Source organism: Bradyrhizobium sp. NBAIM14, assembly GCF_020193895.1.
In the GTDB taxonomy this organism is placed as follows: domain Bacteria; phylum Pseudomonadota; class Alphaproteobacteria; order Rhizobiales; family Xanthobacteraceae; genus Bradyrhizobium; species Bradyrhizobium yuanmingense.
Genome location: NZ_JADYVQ010000003.1, coordinates 381,248 through 403,346, shown reverse-complemented (window position 1 = coordinate 403,346; position 22,099 = coordinate 381,248). Strand labels below are relative to the sequence as shown.

The window sequence follows — 22,099 nt, the reverse complement described above, 5'->3', positions numbered from 1 at the left end:
TCTCTAGTCGCGACAATGGTGGGCACGCTTCGCTTTGCCCACCCTACGGCACCGGCGTCCCTTCAACGAACAACAGCCGCCGCTCCAGCGCCGTCTGCCGCACCTTGAGCGCTTCGGCATATTCCCGCGAGGCGTACCATTCCTTCAGCCGCGCCATCGACGCGAACTCGACGATGATAATGGCCTTCGGCGGCAAATTGCCTTCGGCAAGCTCGGCCTTGCCGCCGCGGACGAGATAACGCCCGTCGTACTGCGCGATCGTCTTGGCAGCCAGGGCGCGATAGGCCTCGAATGCGGCGGGATCGCGCACCTCGACCTCCGAGATCACATAGGCCGCCATGCGCATCTCCTCAGGCGATCGTGTTGACGATGCCACCTTCTGCGCGCAGCGCTGCGCCGTTGGTGGCGGATGCCTCCTTCGAGGCGACATAGACCACCATGTTGGCGATCTCGTCGACGCTGGCGAAACGCTGCAGCAGCGAGCTCGGGCGATGCTGCTTGACGAAGTTGGCGGCGGCTTCATCCACGGACTGGCCGTTCTGCTTCGCGAGATCCTTGACGAACGTCTCGACGCCCTCCGACATGGTCGGGCCCGGCAGCACGGAATTGACGGTGACGCCGGTGCCGCTGGTGAGCTGCGCCAGGCCGCGCGCCACCGAAAGCTGGGCCGTCTTGGTCATGCCGTAGTGGATCATCTCGACGGGAATGTTGAGCCCGGATTCCGAGGAGATGAAGACGATGCGGCCCCAATTGCGCTTCAGCATGCCCTTCATGTAGGCGCGCGACAACCGCACGCCGCTCATCACGTTGACCTCGAAGAAACGGCTCCAGTCCTCGTCGGAGATGTCGAAGAAATCCTTGGGCTCGAAGATGCCGGCATTGTTGATGAGGATGTCGACCTCGGGCAGCGCCGCAACGAGTGCCTTGCAGCCTGCCGCGGTCGAGACGTCGGCCGCGATGCCGCGGACCTTGGCGCCCGTCCCTTCCAACCTGCGCACCGCCGCATCGACTTTGTCCTGGCCGCGGCCGTTGATCACGACGCTGGCGCCGGAGCCGGCGAGACCCCTGGCGATGGCGTGGCCGATACCGGCGGTCGAGCCGGTCACGAGAGCGGTTTTTCCGGAAAGGTCGATCTTCATGCGATATCTCCATGGATGCGGATGGAGATATCGGAAGCGGCTCCCTCAGCTGCAATCGGGGCTCACCGACGCGTGAGGAGCGTGAATGGTGGGCACGGCGCGCTAAGAGCGGGCCTTTGTCCACCCGACCGTTCCAACAAAAAAGCGGCGCCAAAGGCGCCGCTCTTGAAACGTCATGCCGATCGGGCTTTACGCCGCCTCGGCTTCCTTCTCCTGCACCGGACCGGAATCCTGGCCCTTGGCATCGACGTCGCGATCGACGAACTCGATCACGGCCATCGCGGCGTTGTCGCCGTAGCGGAAGCCGGCCTTGATGATGCGGGTGTAGCCGCCCTGGCGGTCCTTGTAGCGGGTCGCCAGCGTGTCGAAGAGCTTCTTGACCATGTCGACGTCGCGCAGCTCGGAGATGGCCTGACGGCGCAGCGACAGGCCGCCCTTCTTGCCGAGGGTGACGAGCTTCTCGACGATCGGGCGAAGCTCCTTGGCCTTGGGCAGCGTGGTGACGATCTGCTCGTGCTTGATCAGCGCGGCCGCCATGTTGGCGAACATCGCCTTGCGGTGCTCGGCCGTGCGGTTGAGCTTCCGATGAACCTTGCCGTGACGCATGTGTGTAGTCCTTCTTCGATTGTGTCGCGGTGGTTCAGCGACTGGTTTTCAGGTGGGCTTCCTGCGTTCGCCCTAGGTCGCGAGTGGCGAATGGTGAGTAGCGAATAGATCTTCTTCCCCTACTCGCCACTCCCTACTCGCCATTCGCTCAGTAATGATCCTCGAAGCGCTTGGCGAGCTCGTCGATGTTCTCCGGCGGCCAGCCCGGCACTTCCATGCCGAGGTGCAGACCCATCTGGGCCAGCACTTCCTTGATTTCGTTCAGCGACTTGCGGCCGAAGTTCGGGGTGCGGAGCATTTCCGCCTCGCTCTTCTGCACGAGGTCGCCGATGTAGACGATGTTGTCGTTCTTCAGGCAGTTGGCCGAACGCACCGACAGCTCGAGCTCGTCCACCTTCTTGAGGAAGGCCGGGTTGAAGGCGAGGTCCGGGATGATCTCCTGGGCGACTTCCTTGCGCGGCTCTTCGAAATTGACGAACACGTTGAGCTGGTCCTGCAGGATGCGGGCGGCGTAGGCCACCGAGTCATCCGGCGTGATCGCGCCGTTGGTCTCGATCGTCATGGTCAGCTTGTCGTAGTCGAGAATCTGGCCCTCGCGGGTGTTCTCGACCTTGTAGGAGACCTTGCGGACCGGCGAGTACAGGCTGTCGACCGGGATCAGGCCGATCGGCGCGTCCTCGGGACGGTTGCGCTCGGCGGGCACGTAGCCCTTGCCGGTCGAGACCGTGAACTCCATGCGGATCTCGGCGCCATCGTCGAGCGTGCAGATCTGCAGATCGGGGTTGAGCACGACCACGTCGCCGACGGTCTGGATGTCGCCGGCGGTGACGACGCCCGGGCCCTGCTTCTTCACGACCATGCGCTTGGGGCCTTCGCCCTGCATCTTGATCGAGATGTCCTTGATGTTGAGCACGATGTCGGTGACGTCCTCACGGACGCCCGCGATCGAGGAGAACTCGTGCAGCACGCCGTCGATGTGCACCGACTGCACCGCCGCGCCCTGGAGCGAGGAGAGCAGGATGCGGCGCAGCGCGTTGCCGAGGGTCTGGCCGAAGCCACGCTCGAGCGGCTCGGCGACGATGGTCGCGAAACGCGAGGGATCGCTGCCGGGCGTGACCTGGAGCTTGTTCGGCCGAATCAGTTCTTGCCAATTTTTCTGGATCGTCACTGTTTCACCCATACAGGCCAGTCAATTTGACGGTGCAAATACTGGCGTTGGAGAAAGGCCGCAGATCATTCCCGCGGCTTCTTGCAAAGTCGCCGCGGGCGCCGACGCGCCCGCAGCTCGTCAAAATCAAACGCGCCGACGCTTGCGGGGACGGCAACCGTTGTGCGGGATCGTGGTCACGTCGCGGATCGAGGTGACGGTGAAGCCCGCGGCCTGGAGCGCGCGGAGCGCCGATTCGCGGCCCGAACCGGGACCGGCGACCTCGACTTCCAGCGTGCGCATGCCGTGCTCCTGCGCCTTCTTGGACACGTCCTCGGCGGCAACCTGCGCGGCATACGGGGTCGACTTGCGCGAGCCCTTGAAGCCCATCGTGCCGGCCGAGGACCAGGCGATCGTATTGCCCTGCGCGTCGGTGATGGTGATGGTCGTGTTGTTGAACGACGAGTTCACATGCGCGACGCCGGAGGCGATGTTCTTGCGCTCACGACGACGAACGCGGGTGGCTTCCTTGCCCATTGAGTCCCTTTCCTGAAGATCTCAAACGCCGCCGTAATGCCAGCGGCTACACCTATGGAAGCGAATAGCGAGTAGCGAGTGGCGAATAGGGAAGCCCCCTACTCGCCACTCGCCACGTCCAATTCGCCAGTTTACTTCTTCTTGCCGGCGATGGCCTTGGCCGGGCCCTTGCGCGTGCGCGCATTGGTGTGGGTCCGCTGACCGCGCACCGGTAGACCGCGACGATGACGCAGGCCGCGATAGCAGCCGAGGTCCATCAGACGCTTGATGTTGATGCCGACCTCACGACGCAGGTCGCCCTCGACGAGATAGTCGCGGTCGATCACTTCGCGGATCTGGAGCACTTCGGCGTCGCTGAGCTGATTGACGCGACGATCCACGGGGATCTTCACCTTCTCGAGGATCTCACCAGCGATCTTCTGGCCGATGCCATGGATGTACTGGAGCGCGATCAGTACGCGCTTGTTGGTGGGAATGTTCACGCCGGCAATACGGGCCACGGCCTTCTCTCCTGTTGCCGATCCCTCGTCAGGGCTCGGGCTTTAAGTGCTTGCTTTCTCGGGCAGGTGTTCACAAACGCGAACACGACGCCCACCCCCGGTCTTCCTGGGGCCCGGCATCGTCTGAAACTATCCGACTTGGATGCGGGGCTTATTAGGGGATTCCGGGGGCTTTCGTCAACCGCTGCTAGCGCTTGGCTCGCTTTTTCGTGACCTTTTTTGCGGCCTTTTTGGCACCATTTTTGACCGACTTCTTGGCTGCTTTCTTGACGGTTTTCTTGGTGGCTTTCTTGGAGGCTTTCTTGGCCGCCTTCTTTGGGCCTTTCACCGCCGATTTGGCGGCCTTTTTAGCCGATTTGACGCCCTTTTTGGCCGTTTTGCCGGCCTTGCCGCCGCCTTCTTCCCCGCCTGGGCCTTTTTAGCCGGCGCCGCCTTGGCGGCGCTCCGGGCATGCGTCTTGGGCTCGACCGCCCCCAGAGCCAGCAGCTGGCGATGGATGGCGCGGGTGACCTCGTCGATGGTCATCATGCCGTCGATGGTCGAGAGTTTCCGCCGCTCGGAATAGTAGTGAATCAGCGGTTCCGTCTGGCTGCGATAGCTGGCCAGCCGCTTGGTCAGGACCTCCGGGGTATCGTCGAGCCGGACCTCCTCGCCGCGCTCCCGCATTTGGGCGACGCGGGTCTCGACGCGGCTCAGAAGCGCACTCTCATTGACCCGGAGCTCGATCACCGCGTCCAGCTTGAGGTGCTTGCGCTTGAGCAGCTCGTCCAGCGCCTCGGCCTGCGGCACGGTGCGGGGGAAACCGTCGAGGATGAAACCGCTCTTGGCGTCCGGCTGCTCGATGCGGTCGGAAATGATTCCCACCACGACGTCATCGGGCACGAGGCCGCCGCTCGCCATGATCTCCTTGGCCTTCAACCCGACCGGGGTGCCGGCCGCAACCGCGGCACGCAGCATCTCGCCAGTCGAGAGCTGGACGATGCCATAGCGCTGCACCAGGAGCTGGGCCTGGGTCCCCTTGCCCGACCCCGGCGGTCCCAGAAGTATAATTCTCATCGGCGTACGCCCCCCGGATTGGTGAGCGACACCTCGCGCACCTGCGTTTTGATATCAAGAACGGTGCAAACCACAACCAGCACTGCACCACCATTGACGACCATACTATAAGGCAGCCCGATCCCGTAAAGCTCGAACACCTCCGGAATCAACTGCAACGCCGTCAGGTAGACGGCTCCGACGACTGTCGTCAATGACACGACGCGATCGAGATAGTCCGCGGTGGCCTCGCCGGGAGCGACACCGGGAATTGCGCCCTCATGGCGGGTCAGGGATTTGGCGGTGTATTCGGGATCAATCACATAAGCAGTGTAGACGAAGGCGAGCACGAACACGGCGATCGACACGAGAATGAGGTGCGCCGGCTGCCCCAGCTGGAGATGCCGGTAGGTTGCGGCAACCAGGGGATGATCGCCTCCCAGGATGAAGCCCGCAAAGGCAAGCGGCAGATAGAATATCCACGGCGCCACGGTGACGGGAATCACGAACCCGGCGCTGTTGAGCTTGATCGGCAGTACTGCATCGCGCACAGGCAGCTGCCGCGTACCGACGCTTTGTGCTGCGAACTGGACCCGGATATTTCGCCGCGCACCTTCGACAAGCACGATCACGACGACGATCGCGATCCAAAACACGACATGGCCGAGCACAAGATTGCCCGAGATCGTCCCGCTCCGCACGAGATCCGCGATACCGGCAATGTTTTGCGGAACGGCGACGATGAAGCCGGCACTCAAGATCAGCGCCAAGCCATTGCCGATGCCGTAGCGGGTCATCTGTTCGCTGAGCCACACCAGCACGACGACGCCGCCGACCATCGAGGCCGTGCCCGTCGTCACGAACCAGCCGTCGGGATTTTTGACGAGGCCCGGGATCGACGTCAGTGCCGAGGCGATGCCGTAGGCCTGAAAGGCCGCAATTCCGAGTGTGAGCCCGAGCGTGGCACGTGCGATCTTACGCCGTCCGCCCTCGCCGGATCGTTCGAGCGAACTCAGGCCGCGCCACACCATGGACAGCAGCCGGATCAAGATTGCCGCAGTCAGATAGGGAATGAGGCCGAGCGCAAAGATCGAAAGCCGGGAGACGAGATCCAGCGCCGGCGAGACGTCGGAGAGATTCAGTCCCGCAATCGGGATCTGCATGCCGAGCCTGAAAAGGAGCAGCGCGCCGATCGTGAAAGCGATTCGGCGCGCGAGCTCCCTGCTCATCTACGGCGGCCCCGCAGCTTGGACTTGCGGATCAGACCTTCATACTGGTGCGCCAGCAGATAGCCCTGGACCTGCGCCACCGTGTCCATGGTGACGCTGACGACGATCAGCAGCGAGGTGCCGCCGAAATAGAACGGCACCGAAGCGTAGGAGATCAGGATTTCCGGGATCAAGCAGACGATGGCGAGATAAATCGCACCCAGCACGGTGATGCGCGACAGCACGTAGTCGATGTATTCCGCGGTGCGTTCGCCCGGGCGAATGCCGGGAATGAAACCGCCGTGCTTCTTCAGATTGTCCGCGGTCTCGGTCGGGTTGAACACGATCGCGGTGTAAAAGAAGGCGAAGAACACGATCAGCGCCAGATACATGATCAGGAACAGCGGACGGCCATGGCCGAGCTGTGTGGTGATCCACTGGAACCATTCCGGCCCGCTGCCCGTGTTGAAGTTCGCAACCGTCGTCGGCAAGAGGAGCAGCGAGGATGCGAAGATCGGCGGGATCACGCCGGAGGTGTTGAGCTTGAGCGGCAGATGCGAGGACTGGCCCTCGAACATCTTGTTGCCGACCTGGCGCTTCGGATACTGGATCAAGAGGCGGCGCTGGGCGCGCTCCATGAAGACGATGAAGGCGATCACGACGACGGCCATGATGATGACGACCAGGATCAGGCCGGTCGACATCGCGCCCTGACGGCCGAGCTCGAGCATGCCGGCGAGTGCCGCGGGCAACTCGGCGACGATGCCGGCCAGAATGATCAGCGAAATGCCGTTGCCGATGCCGCGCGAGGTGATCTGCTCGCCGAGCCACATCAGGAACATGGTGCCGCCGGTCAGCGTGATAGAGGTCGAGAGCAGGAAAAACAGTCCAGGTTCGCTGACGACATTGCCGGCGCCCTGAAGTCCTACCGCGATGCCGTAGGACTGGAACGCGGCCAGGATCACCGTGAGATAGCGGGTATACTGATTCAGCGTCTTGCGGCCGGCTTCGCCTTCCTTTTTCAGCGCTTCGAGCTGCGGCGACACCGTAGTCAACAGCTGGATGATGATGGAGGCCGAGATATACGGCATGATGTTCAGCGCGAAGATCGCCATGCGGTTGATGCCGCCGCCGGCGAACATGTTGAACATGCCGAGGATGCCGCCGGCCTGCGAGCGGAACACCTGTTCCCAGGCGCTCGGGTCGATGCCGGGCAGCGGAATGTAGGTCCCGAGCCGATAAACGAGCAGCGCACCCAGGGTGAACCAGATGCGCTTCTTCAGTTCGTCGGCCTTGGCAAACGCGCCGAAATTGAGATTGGCTGCCAGTTGTTCCGCTGCAGAGACCATCTTGGACTTTCTCCCGCCGCCTATTGCGCCGTTGATGCCCGCGGCCGGGCTGAATTAGCGGACGCCGGACATTATCTGGGGCTCGGCTTCGATAAGTCCACGTCCCGCATGCGTAAAGGCCCGCGCGCCGCGGGCCAATGACGCAGTTGTTACGCCGCCTCGCCTTCTTCCTTGGGCTGGGCGAGGATCTTCACCGAACCGCCGGCCTTCTCGACCGCGGCGATCGCGGTCTTGCTGGCGCCGTGCACTTCGATGTTGAGCTTGGACTTGAGCTCGCCTCGGCCGAGCAGCCGCAGGCCGCCCTTGGCGCGGCGCAGCACGCCGCCTTTCACCAGGGCCTCGACGTTGACGACGCTGCCGGCGTCGATCTTCTTGGCGTCGACCGCTTCCTGGAGCCGGTCGAGATTGATCTCGGCGAACTCGACGCGGAAGATGTTGTTGAAGCCGCGCTTGGGCAGACGGCGATGCATCGGCATCTGGCCGCCTTCGAAACCCTTGATGCGCACGCCCGAACGCGCGGTCTGGCCCTTGCCGCCGCGGCCGGACTGCTTGCCCTTGCCGGAACCGATGCCGCGGCCGACGCGCATACGCTTCTTGCGCGAGCCGGCGTTGTCGGCGATATCGCTGAGCTTCATCGCCCTTCTCCTTGTGTCTTGCGCACGATCTTCACCGAAAACCGCTTCCCGCTCTCCGGGACCGTGCGCCTTTGCTTACTTCTCGTCGATGATGCGGACGAGATGGTGAACCTTCTCGATCATGCCGCGGACCGCCGGGGTATCCGGCAGTTCGCTGGTGCGGCCGATCTTGTTGAGCTTGAGCCCGATCAGGGTCGAACGCTGCGAGTGATGGCGGCGGATCGCGCTGCCGGTCTGCTCGACCTTGATCGTCTTTGCGGCCTTGGCCATGGGAGTCTACTCCGAAAAGCTTCCGTTAGTCGGCGGCCGCCTCGGCATCGCCGCCGATACGACGGGACTGGAGGGTGGACACCTTGATGTTGCGGCGGGCTGCGACCGAACGCGGCGAATCCTGGTGCTTCAGCGCGTCGAAGGTCGCGCGCACCATGTTGTACGGGTTCGACGAGCCGATCGACTTCGCCACCACGTCCTGGACGCCGAGCGTCTCGAACACGGCGCGCATCGGGCCACCGGCGATGATGCCGGTACCGGCCGGAGCTGCACGCAGATAGACACGGCCCGCGCCATGACGGCCGGCGATGTCGTGATGGAGCGTGCGGCCCTCGCGCAGCGACACCCGCGTCAGGTTGCGCTTGGCGGACTCGGTCGCCTTGCGGATCGCCTCGGGCACTTCGCGCGCCTTGCCGTGACCGAAGCCGGCGCGGCCCTTCTGGTCGCCGATCACGACCAGCGCTGCGAAACCGAAGCGCTTGCCGCCCTTGACGACCTTGGCCACGCGGTTGATGTGGACGAGCTTGTCGACGAACTCGCTGTCGCGCTCCTCGCGCTCCCTGCGTTCACGTCCGCCGCCGCGTTGATCGCGTCCACCACGTTGTTCGCGTTCTGCCATTTTTCTAATCCTTCAGAGACTTACGCCTCAATCCTCAAATTCTGTTAGAAGCTCAGCCCACTCTCACGCGCTGCATCGGCAAGAGCCTTGACGCGCCCGTGATAGAGATAGCTGCCGCGATCGAACACGACTTCCTTGACACCCTTCTCTGCAGCGCGCTCGGCCAGCAGCTTGCCGACCGCCTTCGCCGCATCGATGTCGGCGCCGGTCTTGCCGCCGTCGCGCATCGACTTCTCGAGCGACGAAGCAGAGGCTAGCGTCTCGCCCTTCAGGTCGTCGATGACCTGGGCGTAGATGTGCTTGGACGAGCGGAACACCGACAGGCGCGGACGGCCGCCGGCGGAACGGCGCAGCTTCAGCCGCACACTCCGCTTGCGCCGGGCATTCGTAACCTTGGCTTTCGACATGACCGGCTCCGTTACTTCTTCTTGCCTTCCTTGCGGAAGATGAATTCGCCCACATACTTCACGCCCTTGCCCTTGTAGGGCTCCGGCGGACGATAGGAGCGGATCTCGGCGGCGACCTGGCCGACGCGCTGGACGTCGCTGCCCGCCACCGTGATCTCGGTCGGCTTCGGCACGGTGATCGTGATCCCCTCGGGGATCGGGTAGATCACGTCATGGCTGTAGCCGAGCGCGAGCTGCAGGTTCTTGCCCTGCATCGCGGCGCGATAGCCGACGCCGGTGATCTCGAGCTTCTTCTCGAAACCCTTGGTGACGCCTTCGACCAGATTCGCGACCTGGGCGCGAGCGGTGCCGTAGAGGGCCCGCGCGCGGTTGGTCTCGGTCCGCGGCTTGACCTTGACCTGGCCGTTCTCGAGCTTCACCTCGACGTCGTCGTGGACGACGAACTGAAGCTGGCCCTTCGGCCCCTTCATCTTGACGGTCTGCCCATCGACGGTCGCGGTCACACCCGACGGAACCGCCACAGGCCTTTTGCCAACTCGTGACATGGATGAAAAATCCTTCTCAGAACACCGTGAAGAGGACTTCACCGCCCACATTCGCGTCGCGCGCGCTGTGGTCGGCCATGATCCCCTTCGGCGTCGACAACACCGAAATGCCGAGACCGTTGTTCACCCGCGGCAGGTTCTTCACCGAGGCGTAGACTCTGCGCCCGGGCTTGGAAACGCGCTCAATCTCGCGAATGACGGGCTCGCCGTCGAAATACTTCAGCTCGATCTCAATCTCGCTGCGGCCCGAGGAGTGCTCGAGCGTGGCGTAACCGCGGATGTAGCCCTCAGCCTTCAGAACCTCGAGCACGTTCTCGCGCATCTTCGAGCCGGGCGTGGAGACCTTGGTCTTCGAACGCATCTGCGCGTTGCGGATACGGGTGATCAGATCGCTGATTGGATCGTGCGTAGACATCTAAACGACCCTCCTTACCAGCTGGACTTCACGAGGCCCGGGACCATGCCCTTGGAGCCAAGTTCGCGCAGCGCGATACGGGACAGCTTGTTCTTGCGATAGTTCGAGCGCGGACGGCCCGACAACTCGCAACGCAGGCGGATGCGGGTCGCCGACGAGTTGCGCGGCATTTCCGCCAGCTTCAGGGTCGCGGCGAACCGCTCCTCCATCGGCAGCGTCTTGTCGGCGATGATCGCCTTCAACCGCTCGCGCTTGGCGGCGGCGTTCTTCACCATCCGCTTGCGCCGGTTGTTCTTCTCGACTGAACTCTTCTTTGCCATGCTTGGCTCCTGGGTATCCGCGTTTGAGAGGCTCTAAGTCAGCGTCTCACTGCCGGAACGGGAAATTGAAAGCGGTCAACAAGGCCCTCGCCTCTTCGTCGGTCTTGGCCGTGGTGCAGACCGTGATGTCCATACCGCGGGCTTCCGTGACCTTATCGAAGTCGATCTCGGGGAAAATGATGTGCTCCTTGATGCCGAGCGAGTAGTTGCCGCGGCCGTCGAAGCTCTTCGGGTTCAGGCCGCGGAAGTCGCGCACGCGCGGCAGCGCGACGTTCACCAGGCGATCGATGAACTCGTACATGCGGGCCTTGCGCAGCGTGACCTTGCAGCCGATCGGCTGGTTCTCACGCAGCTTGAAGGTCGCGATCGCGATGCGCGAATAGGTGACGATCGCCTTCTGGCCGGCGATCTGGGTCAATTCGGCAGCGGCGGTCTCGGCCTTCTTGCGGTCGTTGACGGAATCGCCAACGCCCATGTTCAGCACAACCTTGTCCAGGCGCGGAACCTGCATGACATTCTCGTAACCGAACTTCTCGGTCAGAGCCGTGCGGATCTTCGCGTCATATTCCGCGCGCAGGCGCGGCGTGTAAGCGGCCTCAGCCATCGATCTCAGCTCCCGAGCTCTTGGCGATGCGGACCTTCTTGCCGTCCGCCAGAATCTTGAATCCGACGCGGGTCGGCTTTCCGTCCTTGCCGACATACGCGATGTTGGACAGTTGGATCGGCGCCTCTTTCGAGATGATGCCGCCCTCCTGGGCCTGCGTCTGCTTCTGGTGACGCTTGACCATGTTGATGCCGCGCACCAGCGCGGTGCCGGCGTCGGGGCGAACCTCGAACACTTCGCCGGTGCGGCCCTTGTCGCGGCCGGTCAGCACGACGACCTTGTCGCCCTTGCGGATCTTCGCAGCCATCACAGCACCTCCGGCGCGAGCGAGATGATCTTCATGTGGTTCTTGGCGCGCAGCTCGCGCGGCACGGGCCCGAAGATACGGGTGCCGACCGGCTCGGACTGGTTGTTGATCAGCACGGCGGCGTTGCGGTCGAAACGGATGACCGAGCCGTCGGCGCGGCGGATGTCCTTGCGGACGCGCACCACGACGGCCTTCATCACGTCGCCCTTCTTCACCTTGCCACGCGGAATGGCTTCCTTGATCGACACGACGATGATGTCGCCGATCGTGGCGTAGCGGCGCTTGGAGCCTCCGAGCACCTTGATACACATGACACGGCGTGCGCCAGAATTGTCGGCCACGTCGAGGTTGGTCTGCATCTGAATCATTGATGCACCTCGTCCTCTTTCTCTTTGCGCCAGCCCAGCCGGCGCTCAACATTTCCCTGAAGTCAGTCGGCTAAAGCCAACAGATCAGGCGCTTTTCTTGTGTTCGCCCCGGATCACGACCCAGCGCTTCAACTTCGAAATCGGCTTCGTTTCCTCGATCCACACCATGTCGCCCGGCTTGAACTGGTTGCTCTCGTCGTGCGCGTGGTAGTTCTTCGAACGGCGGATCGTCTTCTTGTAGATCGGGTGCGTGAAGCGGCGGTCGACGCGCACCACGATGGTCTTGGCTTGCTTGTCGCTGACGACCACGCCCTGCAAAGTACGTTTCGGCATCTTCGTAAGCCTCTTACTTCTTCTTCGCGCGCGTCTGCGCGGCGATGGTCTTGATCCGGGCGATGTCGCGGCGGGCCTCGCGCAGGCGCGAGGTGTTCTCGAGCTGCCCGGTGGCGCGCTGGAAGCGCAGGTTGAAGCGCTCCTTCTTCAGGTTCAGGATGGCCTCATCCTGCTGGTCGGGGCTCATCGCGCGGATGTCTTCGATCTTCATCTGTGCCATGGCCATTACTCCGCAATGCGCTCGACGAAGCGCGTCTTGATCGGCAGCTTGGCGGCCGCCAGGGTCAGCGCCTCACGCGCCGTCTGGGTATTGACGCCGTCGATCTCGAACAGCACCCGGCCCGGCTTGACGCGCGCGACCCACAATTCCGGCGAACCCTTGCCGGAGCCCATGCGGACTTCGGCCGGCTTCTTCGACACCGGAACGTCGGGGAACACGCGGATCCAGACGCGGCCGGCGCGCTTCATGTGGCGGGTCAGCGCGCGGCGGGCGGCTTCGATCTGGCGCGCGGTGACGCGCTCAGGCTCGGTCGCCTTCAGGCCGAACTGGCCGAACGCCAACGTCGCGCCCGAAGACGCAACGCCGTGGATGCGGCCCTTATGCGCCTTCCGGAACTTCGTTTTCTTAGGTTGCATCATGGCTTTAAGCCCTCAAATTCCTGTCTGGCCTTAGGCAGCGGCCGTCTCGCGGCGCTGACGGCCACCGCGATCGCCACTGCCGCCGGTCTCGCCTTCGGCCATTCTCTTGTCCTGGGCCATCGGATCGTGCTCGAGGATCTCGCCCTTGAAGATCCAGACCTTGACGCCGCAGGTGCCGAAGGTCGTGAACGCGGTCGCAACGCCGTAGTCGATGTCGGCACGCAGCGTGTGCAGCGGCACGCGGCCTTCGCGGTACCACTCCATGCGCGCGATTTCCGCACCGCCCAGACGTCCCGAGCAGTTGATGCGGATGCCCTCCGCGCCGAGACGCATTGCCGACTGCACGGCGCGCTTCATGGCACGGCGGAACGCCACGCGGCGCTCGAGCTGCTGCGCGATCGATTCGGCCACCAGCGTCGCATCGAGCTCCGGCTTGCGGATCTCGACGATGTTGATGACGACGTCGGACGAGGTGATGTCCGCGACCCTCTTGCGCAGCTTGTCGATGTCGGCGCCCTTCTTGCCGATCACCACGCCCGGACGGGCCGAGTGGATGGTGACGCGGCACTTCTTGTGCGGACGCTCGATCACGATGCGGGCGACGGCCGCCTGCTTGAGCTCCTTGTGCAGGATCTCGCGAATCTTGACGTCCTCGTGCAGCAGCTTGCCGTATTCCTGCTTGCCGGCGAACCAGCGGGAATCCCAGGTCCGGTTGATGCCGAGACGCAGACCGATCGGATTGATCTTTTGACCCATCGTGTTCTCCTGCGCCCTTAAGCGGCGGCTTCAGCTTCGACCTGACGAACGATGATCGTCAGCTGCGAAAACGGTTTGTAGACACGGCCCGAGCGGCCGCGGCCGCGGGCGGCGAAGCGCTTCATCACGAGGCCATTGCCGACGAAGGCCTGCGCCACGACGAGATCGTCGACGTCGAGGTCGTGGTTGTTCTCGGCGTTGGCGATCGCCGATTCCAGGCACTTCTTCACGTCGACCGCGATCCGCTTGCGCGAAAACTGCAGGTCGGCGAGCGCGGCAGACGCCTTCCGGCCGCGAATGAGCTGGGCGACCAGGTTGAGCTTCTGGGGGCTCACCCGCAGCATCCGGGCGACCGCCTTGGCCTCGTTGTCGGCGAGGCTCCGTTCGCGCTTAGGTTTGCTCATCGTTTAATCCTCAAGCCTTCTTGGCTTTCTTGTCGCCGGAGTGGCCATGGAAGGTCCGGGTCGGCGAGAACTCGCCGAACTTGTGACCGACCATTTCCTCGTTCACGGCCACCGGCACGTGCTTCTGACCGTTGTAGACGCCGAAGGTCAGGCCGACGAATTGCGGCAGGATCGTCGAGCGACGGCTCCAGATCTTGATAACGTCGTGACGGCCGGACGCGCGCGCGGCATCTGCCTTCTTGAGCAGAGAACCCTCGACGAACGGGCCTTTCCAGACTGAACGAACCATGTCCGGCGTTCCTTACTTCTTCCGCTTGTGGCGGCTTAGGAGAATGAATTTGTTGGTCGACTTGTTGGTGCGGGTCTTCTTGCCCTTGGTCGGCTTGCCCCACGGGGTGACCGGGTGGCGGCCGCCCGAGGTACGACCTTCACCACCGCCGTGCGGATGGTCGATCGGGTTCATCGCGACACCGCGGTTGTGCGGCCTGCGGCCCATCCAACGCTTACGACCGGCCTTGCCGATCGAGGTGTTCATGTGATCCGGGTTCGACACCGCGCCGATCGTGCCGCGGCAACGACCATGCACGAGGCGCTGCTCGCCCGAGTTCAGGCGGATGATGACGTAATCCTGGTCACGGCCGACGAGCTGGGCGTAGGTGCCGGCGGAACGCGCCAGCTGGCCGCCCTTGCCGATCTTGACCTCGATGTTGTGGATGATCGTGCCGACCGGCATGTTGCCGAGCGGCATGACGTTGCCCGGCTTCACGTCGACGTAATTGCCGGCGATGATCGTGTCACCCACCGCCAGGCGCTGCGGCGCCAGGATGTAGGCCTGCTCGCCGTCCTGATACTTGATCAGGGCGATGAAACCGGTGCGATTGGGATCATACTCGAGACGCTCGACGGTCGCGGGCACGTCGATTTTCTCACGCTTGAAGTCGACGGTACGCAGCGTCTGCTTGTGACCACCGCCGCGGAAGCGCACGGTGATGCGGCCGGTGTTGTTGCGGCCGCCCGAGGACTTCTTGCCTTCGGTGAGCGCCTTGACCGGCTTGCCCTTGTAGAGGGCCGAACGATCGACCATGACCAGCTGGCGCTGGCCCGGCGTCGTGGGATTGAATGTCTTCAGTGCCATCGTCGTACGACCTTACAGACCGGTGGTGACGTCGATCCGGTGACCCTCTTCGAGGGTCACGATCGCGCGTTTGCTGTTCGACTGCGAGCCGATGGTGCCGCGGAAGGCCTTGACCTTGCCCTTGCGGACCAGCGTGTTGACGCTCTTGACCTTGACGTCGAACAGCTTCTCGATCGCTTCCTTGATCTGCGGCTTGGTCGCCTTGGCGGCCACCTTGAACAGCACCTTGTTGTGCTCCGAGGCGATCGTCGCCTTTTCGGTCACGACCGGCGACAGGATCACGTCGTAGTGCCGAGGCTCGATGTTCTTGCTCATTTGAAGCGCGCCTCCAGCGCATCGATGGCGGCCTTGGTCAGAACGAGCTTCTGACGGCGCAGGATGTCATAGACGTTGATGCCCTGGATCGGCAGCACGTCCATGTTCGGGATGTTGCGAGCCGCAGCGGCGAAGCCGTTGTTGAGCTCGGCACCGTCGATGATCAGCGCGTTGGTGAGGCCGAGGCCCGAGAAGTGGCCGAGCAGCGCCTTGGTCTTGGCGGCTTCCAGCGCGGCCTTCTCGATCACGACGAGATCGCCGTCCTTGGCCTTGGCCGAGAGCGCATGCTTCAGAGCGAGCGCACGGACCTTCTTCGGCAGGTCGGTGGCGTGCGAACGCACCACCGGACCGAAGGCACGACCGCCGCCGCGGAACTGCGGCACGCGGGCCGAGCCGTGACGAGCACCGCCGGTGCCCTTCTGCTTGTACATCTTCTTGCCGGTGCGCCAGATCTCGGCGCGGCCCTTGGCCTTGTGCGTGCCGGCCTGGCGCTTGTTGAGCTGCCACTGCACGCAGCGCGCGATGATGTCCTCGCGCGGCTCGAGGCCGAAAATGGCGTCGGACAGCTGGACGGAGCCGGCTTCCTTACCTTCGAGGGTGGTGACCTTCAATTCCATCTCACGCCTCCTGCGCAGCCGGAGCGGCTTCCGCGTCGCCAGCAACCTTGAACTTGCCGGGCTTCGGGGCTTCCTTCGGCAGCGGCTTCTTGACGGCGTCGCGCACGCGGATCCAGCCGCCCTTGGAGCCGGGAACGGCGCCTTCGACGAGGATCAGGCCGCGCTCGACATCGGTCTGGACGACGCGAAGGTTGAGCGTGGTGATGCGGTCGACGCCCATGTGGCCGGGCATCTTCTTGTTCTTCCAGGTCTTGCCGGGGTCCTGACGGCCACCGGTCGAACCGATCGAGCGGTGCGAGATCGACACACCGTGCGTGGCGCGCAGACCGCCGAAGTTCCAGCGCTTCATGCCGCCGGCGAAGCCCTTACCGACCGAGGTGCCGGTGACGTCGACGAACTGGCCGACGACGAAGTGGTCGGCCTGGATCTCGGCGCCGACCGGGATCATGGCGTCCGCGGTGACGCGGAATTCCTCGACCCGGCGCTTCGGCTCGACCTTGGCGACCGCGAACTGGCCGCGCTCGGCCTTCGGCATGTAGACGGTCTTGCGGCTGCCCGAACCGAGCTGGAGCGCGACGTAACCGTTCTTCTCTTCGGTGCGGTGGCCTACGACCTGGCAATTGCCGAGCTTCAGCACGGTCACGGGGATATGTTCGCCGGCCTCCGTGAAGACCCGCGTCATCCCGACCTTTTGTGCGATCACTCCGGAGCGCATCGGCTTGCTTCCTGTTCTCTTTGTCCGCTTTTGGCGAACGGGATCCAAAATCTTAGAGCTTGATCTCGACGTCGACACCGGCGGCCAGGTCGAGCTTCATCAAAGCATCGACGGTTTGCGGGGTCGGATCGACGATGTCGAGCAGGCGCTTGTGAGTGCGCATCTCGAACTGTTCGCGGCTCTTCTTGTCGACGTGGGGCGAACGGTTGACGGTGAACTTCTCGATGCGGGTGGGCAGCGGAATGGGTCCGCGGACCTGCGCGCCGGTGCGCTTCGCCGTGTTCACGATCTCACGGGTCGACGTATCGAGGATACGATGGTCGAACGCCTTGAGACGGATACGAATGTTTTGGCCGTTCATTGCCGAATCTTTCTTAGTGAGTGGCGAGTAGCGAATAGCGAATAGAAACTATTCGCCACTCGCCATTCCCTATTCGCGTTGTTACTCGATGATCGAGGCGACGACGCCGGCGCCGACAGTGCGGCCGCCTTCGCGGATCGCGAAGCGGAGCTTCTCTTCCATCGCGATCGGCACGATCAGGTGCACTTCCATCGCGATGTTGTCGCCCGGCATCACCATCTCGGTGCCTTCCGGCAGGTGCACGACACCGGTCACGTCGGTGGTGCGGAAGTAGAACTGCGGACGGTAGTTGGTGAAGAACGGGGTGTGGCGACCGCCCTCTTCCTTGGTGAGGATGTAGGCCTCGGCCTTGAACTTAGTGTGCGGCTTGACCGAACCGGGCTTGGCCAGAACCTGGCCGCGCTCGACGTCCTCGCGCTTGGTGCCGCGGAGCAGCGCGCCGATGTTGTCGCCGGCCTGGCCCTGATCGAGCAGCTTGCGGAACATTTCGACGCCGGTGACGGTGGTCTTCTGGGTGGCGCGGAGACCGACGATCTCGATTTCCTCGCCGACCTTGACGACGCCGCGCTCGACACGGCCGGTCACGACGGTGCCGCGGCCCGAGATCGAGAACACGTCTTCAACCGGCATCAGGAACGGCTGGTCGATCGGACGCTCCGGCTGCGGGATGTACTCGTCGACGTTCTTCATCAGCTCGAGGATGGCGTCGTGGCCGAGCTTCTTGTCGGAGTCTTCGAGAGCGGCGAGCGCCGAACCCTTGATAATCGGGATCTTGTCGCCGGGGAATTCGTACTTGGAGAGCAGCTCGCGGACTTCGAGCTCGACGAGTTCGAGCAGCTCCGGATCGTCGACCATGTCGCACTTGTTGAGGAACACGACGAGCGCGGGCACGCCGACCTGGCGGGCGAGCAGGATGTGCTCGCGGGTCTGCGGCATCGGGCCGTCAGCGGCCGACACGACCAGGATCGCGCCGTCCATCTGGGCAGCGCCGGTGATCATGTTCTTGACGTAGTCGGCGTGGCCGGGGCAGTCGACGTGGGCGTAGTGGCGGTTCGGCGTCTCGTACTCGACGTGCGCGGTCGAGATGGTGATGCCGCGGGCCTTCTCTTCCGGCGCCTTGTCGATCTGGTCGTACGCGGTGAACGTCGCACCGCCGGCTTCGGCGAGAACCTTGGTGATCGCCGCGGTCAGCGACGTCTTGCCATGGTCGACGTGACCGATGGTGCCGATGTTGCAGTGCGGCTTGGTACGTTCAAACTTTGCTTTGGCCATTTGACTCTCCGTTCAATCGTCAGCTTTCAACCGACGACAATCAGGCAAACTTCTTCTGGACTTCTGCCGACACGTTGGCCGGCGCTTCTGCGTAGTGATCGAACTGCATGGTGAAGGTCGCGCGACCCTGGCTCATCGAGCGCAGATTGTTCACGTAACCGAACATGTTCATGAGCGGCACCATCGCGTTGATGACGTTGGCGTTGCCGCGCATGTCCTGCCCCTGGATCTGACCGCGCCGGGAATTCAGGTCGCCGATGACCGAGCCGGTGTAGTCTTCCGGGGTCACCACCTCGACCTTCATGATCGGCTCGAGCAGGACCGACTTGCCCATCTGCAGCGCTTCGCGGAAGCAGGCGCGCGAGGCGATTTCGAAGGCGAGCGCCGATGAGTCGACGTCGTGATACTTGCCGTCGACCAGCTGCACCTTGACGTCGACCACGGGGAAGCCCGCGACCACGCCAGACGACAGCACGCTCTCCAGGCCCTTCTCGACGCCCGGGATGTATTCCTTCGGCACCGCGCCACCGACGATCTTCGATTCGAACTCGAAGCCCTTGCCGGGCTCGTTCGGCTCGACGATGAACGACACGGCCGCGAACTGGCCGGTACCGCCGGTCTGCTTCTTGTGGGTGTAGCTGTGCTCCACCCGCTTGGTGATGCGCTCACGGAACGCCACCTGCGGCGCGCCGATGTTGGCGTCGACCTTGTAGGTGCGCTTGAGGATGTCGACCTTGATGTCGAGGTGGAGTTCGCCCATGCCCTTGAGGATGGTCTGGCCGGACTCGTGGTCGGTCGACACGCGGAAGGACGGATCCTCCGCGGCGAGCTTGGCCAGCGCCACGCCCAGCTTCTCCTGGTCGGCCTTGGACTTCGGCTCGATCGCGATCTCGATGACCGGCTCGGGGAACTCCATCTTCTCCAGGATCACCTGCTTGTCGGGATCGCACAGCGTGTCACCGGTGCGCGCTTCCTTCAGACCGGCCAGCGCGACGATGTCGCCGGCATAGGCTTCCTTGATGTCCTCGCGGTTGTTCGCATGCATCAACAGCATGCGCCCGATCCGCTCCTTCTTCTCGCGGGTCGAGTTCACGACGCCGGTGCCGCTCTGCAGGATGCCGGAATAGATGCGGCAGAAGGTGATGGTGCCGACGAACGGGTCGTCCATGATCTTGAACGCGAGCAGCGCCAGCGGCTCCTTGTCGTCCGCCTTGCGCACGACCTCGTTGCCCTTGTCGTCGGTGCCCTTGATCGCGGGCACGTCGAGCGGCGACGGCAGATAGTCGACCACGGCGTCGAGCAGCGGCTGCACGCCCTTGTTCTTGAAGGCCGAGCCGCACAGCACGGGATAAAACGCGCCGGTCAGCACCGCCTTGCGGATCAGGCGCTTCAGGGTCGCCTCGTCCGGCTCCTTGCCGTCGAGATAGGCGGCCATGGCATCGTCGTCGAGCTCGACGGCGGCTTCCACCATCTTCTCGCGGTATTCCTTGGCCTGGTCGACGAGGTCTTCCGGAATGTCGACATAGTCGAACTTGGCACCGAGCGACTCGTCGTTCCAGACGACGCCCTTCATCTTCACGAGGTCGACAAGACCCTTGAAGTTGTTCTCGGCACCGATCGGAAGCTGGATCGCGACGGGCTTGGCGCCCAGACGGTCGACAATGTCCGCCAGACACTTGAAGAAGTCGGCACCGATCTTGTCCATCTTGTTGGCGAAGACGATGCGCGGAACCTTGTACTTGTCGCCCTGGCGCCAGACGGTCTCGGTCTGAGGCTCGACGCCCTGGTTGGAGTCGAGCACGCAGACGGCGCCGTCGAGCACGCGGAGCGAACGCTCGACTTCGATGGTGAAGTCGACGTGACCGGGCGTGTCGATGATGTTCAGGCGCTTGCCGTTCCAGAACGCGGTGGTCGCAGCCGAGGTGATCGTGATGCCACGCTCCTGCTCCTGCTCCATCCAGTCCATCGTCGCGGCACCTTCGTGCACTTCGCCGATCTTGTGGCTCTTGCCGGTGTAATAGAGGATGCGCTCGGTCGTCGTGGTCTTGCCGGCGTCGATATGCGCCATGATACCGAAGTTACGGTAGTCCTCGATGGCATGTTGGCGGGGCATGGGTCGTTCCTTGCGAGTCCGAGTGTGTCGCCGTTACCAGCGGTAGTGCGAGAAGGCGCGGTTGGCTTCCGCCATGCGGTGCACGTCTTCGCGCTTCTTGACGGCGTTCCCCCGGTTGTTCGATGCGTCCAAGAGCTCCGCCGAGAGCCGCTCGGTCATGGTCTTCTCGTTGCGCTCGCGCGCAGCCGCGATCAGCCAGCGAATGCCGAGCGCCTGCCGGCGGGTCGAGCGGACCTCGACCGGAACCTGGTAGGTCGCGCCGCCGACGCGGCGGGAGCGGACCTCGATGGTCGGCATGACGTTCTCGAGCGCCTGCTCGAACACGCCGAGCGGGTTCTGCTTGGTCTTAGATTCGATGATGCCGAACGCACCATAGACAATGCCTTCCGCAACCGACTTCTTGCCGGCGTACATCACCGAGTTCATGAACTTCGTGACGATGATGTTCCCGAATTTCGGATCCGGAAGAACTTCGCGCTTTTCCGCAGAGTGGCGACGAGACATAGGCTTGGTTCCCGCTTACTTCGGACGCTTGGCGCCGTACTTCGAACGACGCTGCTTACGGTTCTTGACGCCCTGGGTGTCCAGAACGCCGCGGAGGATGTGATAGCGCACGCCCGGCAAGTCCTTGACGCGGCCGCCGCGGATCATGACCACCGAGTGCTCCTGGAGGTTATGGCCCTCGCCAGGGATGTAGCCGATCACCTCGAAGCCGTTGGTCAGGCGCACCTTGGCAACCTTACGAAGCGCCGAGTTCGGCTTCTTCGGGGTCGTGGTGTAGACGCGCGTGCAAACACCACGCTTCTGCGGCGACTGCTGCAGCGCCGGCACCTTCTTGCGCGACTTCTGCACTTCCCGCGGTTGAGCGATCAGCTGGTTGATCGTCGGCATACTGGCCTTCACCCTTTTTCTGCCGCGGCCCCTCTCGGGTCCGCTGTCTTGCCGCGGCCCGTCACCGGGTCCGCAAATTCTGCTCGAGCTACCCGCCCGAACGGGCCGCCTGGCGCGAAAGACCCGCGCAAAGCGAAATTGCGCCAACCGCTCCATCAACGAGCGGAAAGCGCTTCGACGCCACAGAGGACCGCAGTCTCGAAGCCGTTCAGCGTAACGCCGCGGCCCGCGCACTGAGGTCATGCATCCGAATTCGATCTCAAGAGAACGTGCTCGAGAGAACTAAAGTCGCACTGGCATTGCCTAGCTATGATCGACAGCGTTTGAGCGGCATTCGTCGAGGTTGGTGCCCGTCTTTGCGACCCCTGGCAGATCTAGTCTTTGGGGATCAACGGGTGGCCCGTTCCGACGCTGGCGATGCTCACCGCCTGTCGTTAAGTGAGGCGCTTTCTATAAGTGGGAATCGGTCAAGTCAAGGTGAAACGACAGTCACAAAGCGCTTCATGCGCCTGCAAAAAATCGCCTCTTCGCCGCCTC

General features: G+C 63.4%; 33 protein-coding genes and 1 pseudogene. All 34 read right to left on the bottom strand.

The window, feature by feature from the left end; genetic code table 11:
• Window positions 1–43: 43 nt before the first annotated feature.
• The 34 genes and pseudogenes from I6F28_RS10930 to rpsL all read right to left on the bottom strand — a co-directional run bounded on the left by I6F28_RS10930 (window position 44) and on the right by rpsL (window position 21,562).
• On the bottom strand, window positions 44–340 hold the full coding sequence (locus tag I6F28_RS10930; RefSeq protein WP_036027590.1) for a DUF1330 domain-containing protein: 297 nt from the start codon (window positions 338–340) through the stop codon (window positions 44–46).
• Between the two features lie 10 nt (window positions 341–350).
• On the bottom strand, window positions 351–1,139 hold the full coding sequence (locus tag I6F28_RS10925) for an SDR family NAD(P)-dependent oxidoreductase (RefSeq protein WP_109143365.1): 789 nt from the start codon (window positions 1,137–1,139) through the stop codon (window positions 351–353).
• A gap of 189 nt (window positions 1,140–1,328) precedes the next feature.
• On the bottom strand, window positions 1,329–1,745 hold the full coding sequence (rplQ, locus tag I6F28_RS10920; protein ID WP_025036979.1) for a 50S ribosomal protein L17: 417 nt from the start codon (window positions 1,743–1,745) through the stop codon (window positions 1,329–1,331).
• Window positions 1,746–1,893: 148 nt separating this feature from the next.
• Window positions 1,894–2,925: a DNA-directed RNA polymerase subunit alpha gene (locus I6F28_RS10915; protein WP_057029637.1), complete on the bottom strand. Its 1,032-nt coding sequence runs from the start codon at window positions 2,923–2,925 to the stop codon at window positions 1,894–1,896.
• A gap of 114 nt (window positions 2,926–3,039) precedes the next feature.
• Window positions 3,040–3,429, bottom strand: a complete 390-nt coding sequence (gene rpsK / locus I6F28_RS10910; protein WP_007603045.1) for a 30S ribosomal protein S11 — start codon at window positions 3,427–3,429, stop codon at window positions 3,040–3,042.
• A gap of 131 nt (window positions 3,430–3,560) precedes the next feature.
• A complete protein-coding gene (gene rpsM / locus I6F28_RS10905) occupies window positions 3,561–3,929 on the bottom strand; it encodes a 30S ribosomal protein S13 (RefSeq protein WP_008549231.1) in 369 nt (122 codons plus the stop codon).
• A 187-nt stretch (window positions 3,930–4,116) separates the two neighbouring features.
• A pseudogene (locus tag I6F28_RS10900) lies at window positions 4,117–4,985 on the bottom strand (adenylate kinase).
• On the bottom strand, window positions 4,982–6,193 hold the full coding sequence (locus tag I6F28_RS10895; RefSeq protein WP_036011047.1) for a preprotein translocase subunit SecY: 1,212 nt from the start codon (window positions 6,191–6,193) through the stop codon (window positions 4,982–4,984). The pseudogene I6F28_RS10900 and the gene I6F28_RS10895 overlap by 4 nt, the downstream one beginning before the upstream one ends.
• On the bottom strand, window positions 6,190–7,521 hold the full coding sequence (gene secY, locus I6F28_RS10890) for a preprotein translocase subunit SecY (protein WP_036011045.1): 1,332 nt from the start codon (window positions 7,519–7,521) through the stop codon (window positions 6,190–6,192). The genes I6F28_RS10895 and secY overlap by 4 nt, the downstream gene beginning before the upstream one ends.
• Window positions 7,522–7,670: 149 nt before the next feature.
• Window positions 7,671–8,156 (bottom strand): 50S ribosomal protein L15, encoded by a 486-nt coding sequence (gene rplO, locus I6F28_RS10885; RefSeq protein WP_036011044.1) that lies wholly within the window; start codon window positions 8,154–8,156, stop codon window positions 7,671–7,673.
• Window positions 8,157–8,231: 75 nt separating this feature from the next.
• Window positions 8,232–8,426 (bottom strand): 50S ribosomal protein L30, encoded by a 195-nt coding sequence (rpmD, locus tag I6F28_RS10880; protein WP_025036984.1) that lies wholly within the window; start codon window positions 8,424–8,426, stop codon window positions 8,232–8,234.
• Window positions 8,427–8,451: 25 nt separating this feature from the next.
• Window positions 8,452–9,045 carry a 30S ribosomal protein S5 gene (gene rpsE / locus I6F28_RS10875; protein WP_025036985.1) on the bottom strand — a complete coding sequence of 198 codons (594 nt, stop codon included), beginning with the start codon at window positions 9,043–9,045 and terminating at the stop codon, window positions 8,452–8,454.
• Window positions 9,046–9,089: 44 nt separating this feature from the next.
• Window positions 9,090–9,452: a 50S ribosomal protein L18 gene (rplR, locus tag I6F28_RS10870; RefSeq protein WP_024342458.1), complete on the bottom strand. Its 363-nt coding sequence runs from the start codon at window positions 9,450–9,452 to the stop codon at window positions 9,090–9,092.
• An 11-nt stretch (window positions 9,453–9,463) separates the two neighbouring features.
• Window positions 9,464–9,997 carry a 50S ribosomal protein L6 gene (gene rplF, locus I6F28_RS10865; protein ID WP_036011036.1) on the bottom strand — a complete coding sequence of 178 codons (534 nt, stop codon included), beginning with the start codon at window positions 9,995–9,997 and terminating at the stop codon, window positions 9,464–9,466.
• A 16-nt stretch (window positions 9,998–10,013) separates the two neighbouring features.
• The gene (gene rpsH / locus I6F28_RS10860; protein WP_024342456.1) at window positions 10,014–10,412 is read right to left on the bottom strand and encodes a 30S ribosomal protein S8; all 399 of its coding nucleotides are present in this window, start codon (window positions 10,410–10,412) and stop codon (window positions 10,014–10,016) included.
• A 14-nt stretch (window positions 10,413–10,426) separates the two neighbouring features.
• Complete coding sequence (gene rpsN, locus I6F28_RS10855; RefSeq protein ID WP_028137018.1) at window positions 10,427–10,732, bottom strand: 30S ribosomal protein S14; 306 nt, start codon at window positions 10,730–10,732, stop codon at window positions 10,427–10,429.
• A gap of 46 nt (window positions 10,733–10,778) precedes the next feature.
• Complete coding sequence (gene rplE / locus I6F28_RS10850) at window positions 10,779–11,336, bottom strand: 50S ribosomal protein L5 (protein ID WP_025036988.1); 558 nt, start codon at window positions 11,334–11,336, stop codon at window positions 10,779–10,781.
• Complete coding sequence (gene rplX / locus I6F28_RS10845; RefSeq protein WP_011088142.1) at window positions 11,329–11,643, bottom strand: 50S ribosomal protein L24; 315 nt, start codon at window positions 11,641–11,643, stop codon at window positions 11,329–11,331. Before rplX ends, rplE begins: the two co-directional genes overlap by 8 nt.
• Window positions 11,643–12,011 (bottom strand): 50S ribosomal protein L14, encoded by a 369-nt coding sequence (gene rplN / locus I6F28_RS10840; protein WP_007603030.1) that lies wholly within the window; start codon window positions 12,009–12,011, stop codon window positions 11,643–11,645. Before rplN ends, rplX begins: the two co-directional genes overlap by 1 nt.
• An 84-nt stretch (window positions 12,012–12,095) precedes the next feature.
• Window positions 12,096–12,344 carry a 30S ribosomal protein S17 gene (gene rpsQ, locus I6F28_RS10835; protein ID WP_024342452.1) on the bottom strand — a complete coding sequence of 83 codons (249 nt, stop codon included), beginning with the start codon at window positions 12,342–12,344 and terminating at the stop codon, window positions 12,096–12,098.
• A gap of 13 nt (window positions 12,345–12,357) precedes the next feature.
• Entirely contained in the window at window positions 12,358–12,564 is a 207-nt protein-coding gene (gene rpmC, locus I6F28_RS10830) for a 50S ribosomal protein L29 (RefSeq protein WP_025036989.1), read from the bottom strand.
• A gap of 5 nt (window positions 12,565–12,569) precedes the next feature.
• Entirely contained in the window at window positions 12,570–12,983 is a 414-nt protein-coding gene (gene rplP / locus I6F28_RS10825; protein ID WP_008136349.1) for a 50S ribosomal protein L16, read from the bottom strand.
• 30 nt (window positions 12,984–13,013) lie between these two features.
• Window positions 13,014–13,739 carry a 30S ribosomal protein S3 gene (gene rpsC, locus I6F28_RS10820; RefSeq protein WP_036011029.1) on the bottom strand — a complete coding sequence of 242 codons (726 nt, stop codon included), beginning with the start codon at window positions 13,737–13,739 and terminating at the stop codon, window positions 13,014–13,016.
• A 17-nt stretch (window positions 13,740–13,756) separates the two neighbouring features.
• A complete protein-coding gene (rplV, locus tag I6F28_RS10815) occupies window positions 13,757–14,143 on the bottom strand; it encodes a 50S ribosomal protein L22 (RefSeq protein WP_008549264.1) in 387 nt (128 codons plus the stop codon).
• A 10-nt stretch (window positions 14,144–14,153) separates the two neighbouring features.
• Complete coding sequence (gene rpsS, locus I6F28_RS10810) at window positions 14,154–14,432, bottom strand: 30S ribosomal protein S19 (protein ID WP_008136357.1); 279 nt, start codon at window positions 14,430–14,432, stop codon at window positions 14,154–14,156.
• A gap of 12 nt (window positions 14,433–14,444) precedes the next feature.
• Entirely contained in the window at window positions 14,445–15,278 is an 834-nt protein-coding gene (gene rplB / locus I6F28_RS10805) for a 50S ribosomal protein L2 (RefSeq protein ID WP_024342450.1), read from the bottom strand.
• 12 nt (window positions 15,279–15,290) lie between these two features.
• Window positions 15,291–15,593, bottom strand: a complete 303-nt coding sequence (locus I6F28_RS10800; RefSeq protein WP_025036992.1) for a 50S ribosomal protein L23 — start codon at window positions 15,591–15,593, stop codon at window positions 15,291–15,293.
• The gene (rplD, locus tag I6F28_RS10795; RefSeq protein WP_018647243.1) at window positions 15,590–16,210 is read right to left on the bottom strand and encodes a 50S ribosomal protein L4; all 621 of its coding nucleotides are present in this window, start codon (window positions 16,208–16,210) and stop codon (window positions 15,590–15,592) included. Before rplD ends, I6F28_RS10800 begins: the two co-directional genes overlap by 4 nt.
• 1 nt (window position 16,211) lies before the next feature.
• Entirely contained in the window at window positions 16,212–16,925 is a 714-nt protein-coding gene (gene rplC, locus I6F28_RS10790; protein WP_025036993.1) for a 50S ribosomal protein L3, read from the bottom strand.
• A gap of 52 nt (window positions 16,926–16,977) precedes the next feature.
• A complete protein-coding gene (gene rpsJ, locus I6F28_RS10785; protein WP_002712302.1) occupies window positions 16,978–17,286 on the bottom strand; it encodes a 30S ribosomal protein S10 in 309 nt (102 codons plus the stop codon).
• A gap of 81 nt (window positions 17,287–17,367) precedes the next feature.
• On the bottom strand, window positions 17,368–18,558 hold the full coding sequence (tuf, locus tag I6F28_RS10780; RefSeq protein ID WP_025036994.1) for an elongation factor Tu: 1,191 nt from the start codon (window positions 18,556–18,558) through the stop codon (window positions 17,368–17,370).
• A gap of 40 nt (window positions 18,559–18,598) precedes the next feature.
• Window positions 18,599–20,671 carry an elongation factor G gene (gene fusA / locus I6F28_RS10775; protein WP_225113226.1) on the bottom strand — a complete coding sequence of 691 codons (2,073 nt, stop codon included), beginning with the start codon at window positions 20,669–20,671 and terminating at the stop codon, window positions 18,599–18,601.
• A 33-nt stretch (window positions 20,672–20,704) separates the two neighbouring features.
• On the bottom strand, window positions 20,705–21,175 hold the full coding sequence (rpsG, locus tag I6F28_RS10770; protein ID WP_018647239.1) for a 30S ribosomal protein S7: 471 nt from the start codon (window positions 21,173–21,175) through the stop codon (window positions 20,705–20,707).
• Between the two features lie 15 nt (window positions 21,176–21,190).
• Window positions 21,191–21,562, bottom strand: coding sequence for a 30S ribosomal protein S12 (rpsL, locus tag I6F28_RS10765; RefSeq protein ID WP_007603006.1), 372 nt, complete (start codon window positions 21,560–21,562; stop codon window positions 21,191–21,193).
• Between the last annotated feature and the right edge of the window lie 537 nt (window positions 21,563–22,099).

Coding starts and splice junctions, on each gene's coding strand:
- I6F28_RS10930 (WP_036027590.1), bottom strand. CDS start 340: ATGGCGGCCTATGTGATCTCGGAGGTCGAGGTGCGCGATCCCGCCGCA.
- I6F28_RS10925 (WP_109143365.1), bottom strand. CDS start 1,139: ATGAAGATCGACCTTTCCGGAAAAACCGCTCTCGTGACCGGCTCGACC.
- rplQ (WP_025036979.1), bottom strand. CDS start 1,745: ATGCGTCACGGCAAGGTTCATCGGAAGCTCAACCGCACGGCCGAGCAC.
- I6F28_RS10915 (WP_057029637.1), bottom strand. CDS start 2,925: ATGGGTGAAACAGTGACGATCCAGAAAAATTGGCAAGAACTGATTCGG.
- rpsK (WP_007603045.1), bottom strand. CDS start 3,429: ATGGGCAAGGAAGCCACCCGCGTTCGTCGTCGTGAGCGCAAGAACATC.
- I6F28_RS10895 (WP_036011047.1), bottom strand. CDS start 6,193: ATGAGCAGGGAGCTCGCGCGCCGAATCGCTTTCACGATCGGCGCGCTG.
- secY (WP_036011045.1), bottom strand. CDS start 7,521: ATGGTCTCTGCAGCGGAACAACTGGCAGCCAATCTCAATTTCGGCGCG.
- rplO (WP_036011044.1), bottom strand. CDS start 8,156: ATGAAGCTCAGCGATATCGCCGACAACGCCGGCTCGCGCAAGAAGCGT.
- rpmD (WP_025036984.1), bottom strand. CDS start 8,426: ATGGCCAAGGCCGCAAAGACGATCAAGGTCGAGCAGACCGGCAGCGCG.
- rpsE (WP_025036985.1), bottom strand. CDS start 9,045: ATGGCAGAACGCGAACAACGTGGTGGACGCGATCAACGCGGCGGCGGA.
- rplR (WP_024342458.1), bottom strand. CDS start 9,452: ATGTCGAAAGCCAAGGTTACGAATGCCCGGCGCAAGCGGAGTGTGCGG.
- rplF (WP_036011036.1), bottom strand. CDS start 9,997: ATGTCACGAGTTGGCAAAAGGCCTGTGGCGGTTCCGTCGGGTGTGACC.
- rpsH (WP_024342456.1), bottom strand. CDS start 10,412: ATGTCTACGCACGATCCAATCAGCGATCTGATCACCCGTATCCGCAAC.
- rpsN (WP_028137018.1), bottom strand. CDS start 10,732: ATGGCAAAGAAGAGTTCAGTCGAGAAGAACAACCGGCGCAAGCGGATG.
- rplE (WP_025036988.1), bottom strand. CDS start 11,336: ATGGCTGAGGCCGCTTACACGCCGCGCCTGCGCGCGGAATATGACGCG.
- rplX (WP_011088142.1), bottom strand. CDS start 11,643: ATGGCTGCGAAGATCCGCAAGGGCGACAAGGTCGTCGTGCTGACCGGC.
- rplN (WP_007603030.1), bottom strand. CDS start 12,011: ATGATTCAGATGCAGACCAACCTCGACGTGGCCGACAATTCTGGCGCA.
- rpsQ (WP_024342452.1), bottom strand. CDS start 12,344: ATGCCGAAACGTACTTTGCAGGGCGTGGTCGTCAGCGACAAGCAAGCC.
- rpmC (WP_025036989.1), bottom strand. CDS start 12,564: ATGGCACAGATGAAGATCGAAGACATCCGCGCGATGAGCCCCGACCAG.
- rplP (WP_008136349.1), bottom strand. CDS start 12,983: ATGATGCAACCTAAGAAAACGAAGTTCCGGAAGGCGCATAAGGGCCGC.
- rpsC (WP_036011029.1), bottom strand. CDS start 13,739: ATGGGTCAAAAGATCAATCCGATCGGTCTGCGTCTCGGCATCAACCGG.
- rplV (WP_008549264.1), bottom strand. CDS start 14,143: ATGAGCAAACCTAAGCGCGAACGGAGCCTCGCCGACAACGAGGCCAAG.
- rpsS (WP_008136357.1), bottom strand. CDS start 14,432: ATGGTTCGTTCAGTCTGGAAAGGCCCGTTCGTCGAGGGTTCTCTGCTC.
- rplB (WP_024342450.1), bottom strand. CDS start 15,278: ATGGCACTGAAGACATTCAATCCCACGACGCCGGGCCAGCGCCAGCTG.
- I6F28_RS10800 (WP_025036992.1), bottom strand. CDS start 15,593: ATGAGCAAGAACATCGAGCCTCGGCACTACGACGTGATCCTGTCGCCG.
- rplD (WP_018647243.1), bottom strand. CDS start 16,210: ATGGAATTGAAGGTCACCACCCTCGAAGGTAAGGAAGCCGGCTCCGTC.
- rplC (WP_025036993.1), bottom strand. CDS start 16,925: ATGCGCTCCGGAGTGATCGCACAAAAGGTCGGGATGACGCGGGTCTTC.
- rpsJ (WP_002712302.1), bottom strand. CDS start 17,286: ATGAACGGCCAAAACATTCGTATCCGTCTCAAGGCGTTCGACCATCGT.
- tuf (WP_025036994.1), bottom strand. CDS start 18,558: ATGGCCAAAGCAAAGTTTGAACGTACCAAGCCGCACTGCAACATCGGC.
- fusA (WP_225113226.1), bottom strand. CDS start 20,671: ATGCCCCGCCAACATGCCATCGAGGACTACCGTAACTTCGGTATCATG.
- rpsG (WP_018647239.1), bottom strand. CDS start 21,175: ATGTCTCGTCGCCACTCTGCGGAAAAGCGCGAAGTTCTTCCGGATCCG.
- rpsL (WP_007603006.1), bottom strand. CDS start 21,562: ATGCCGACGATCAACCAGCTGATCGCTCAACCGCGGGAAGTGCAGAAG.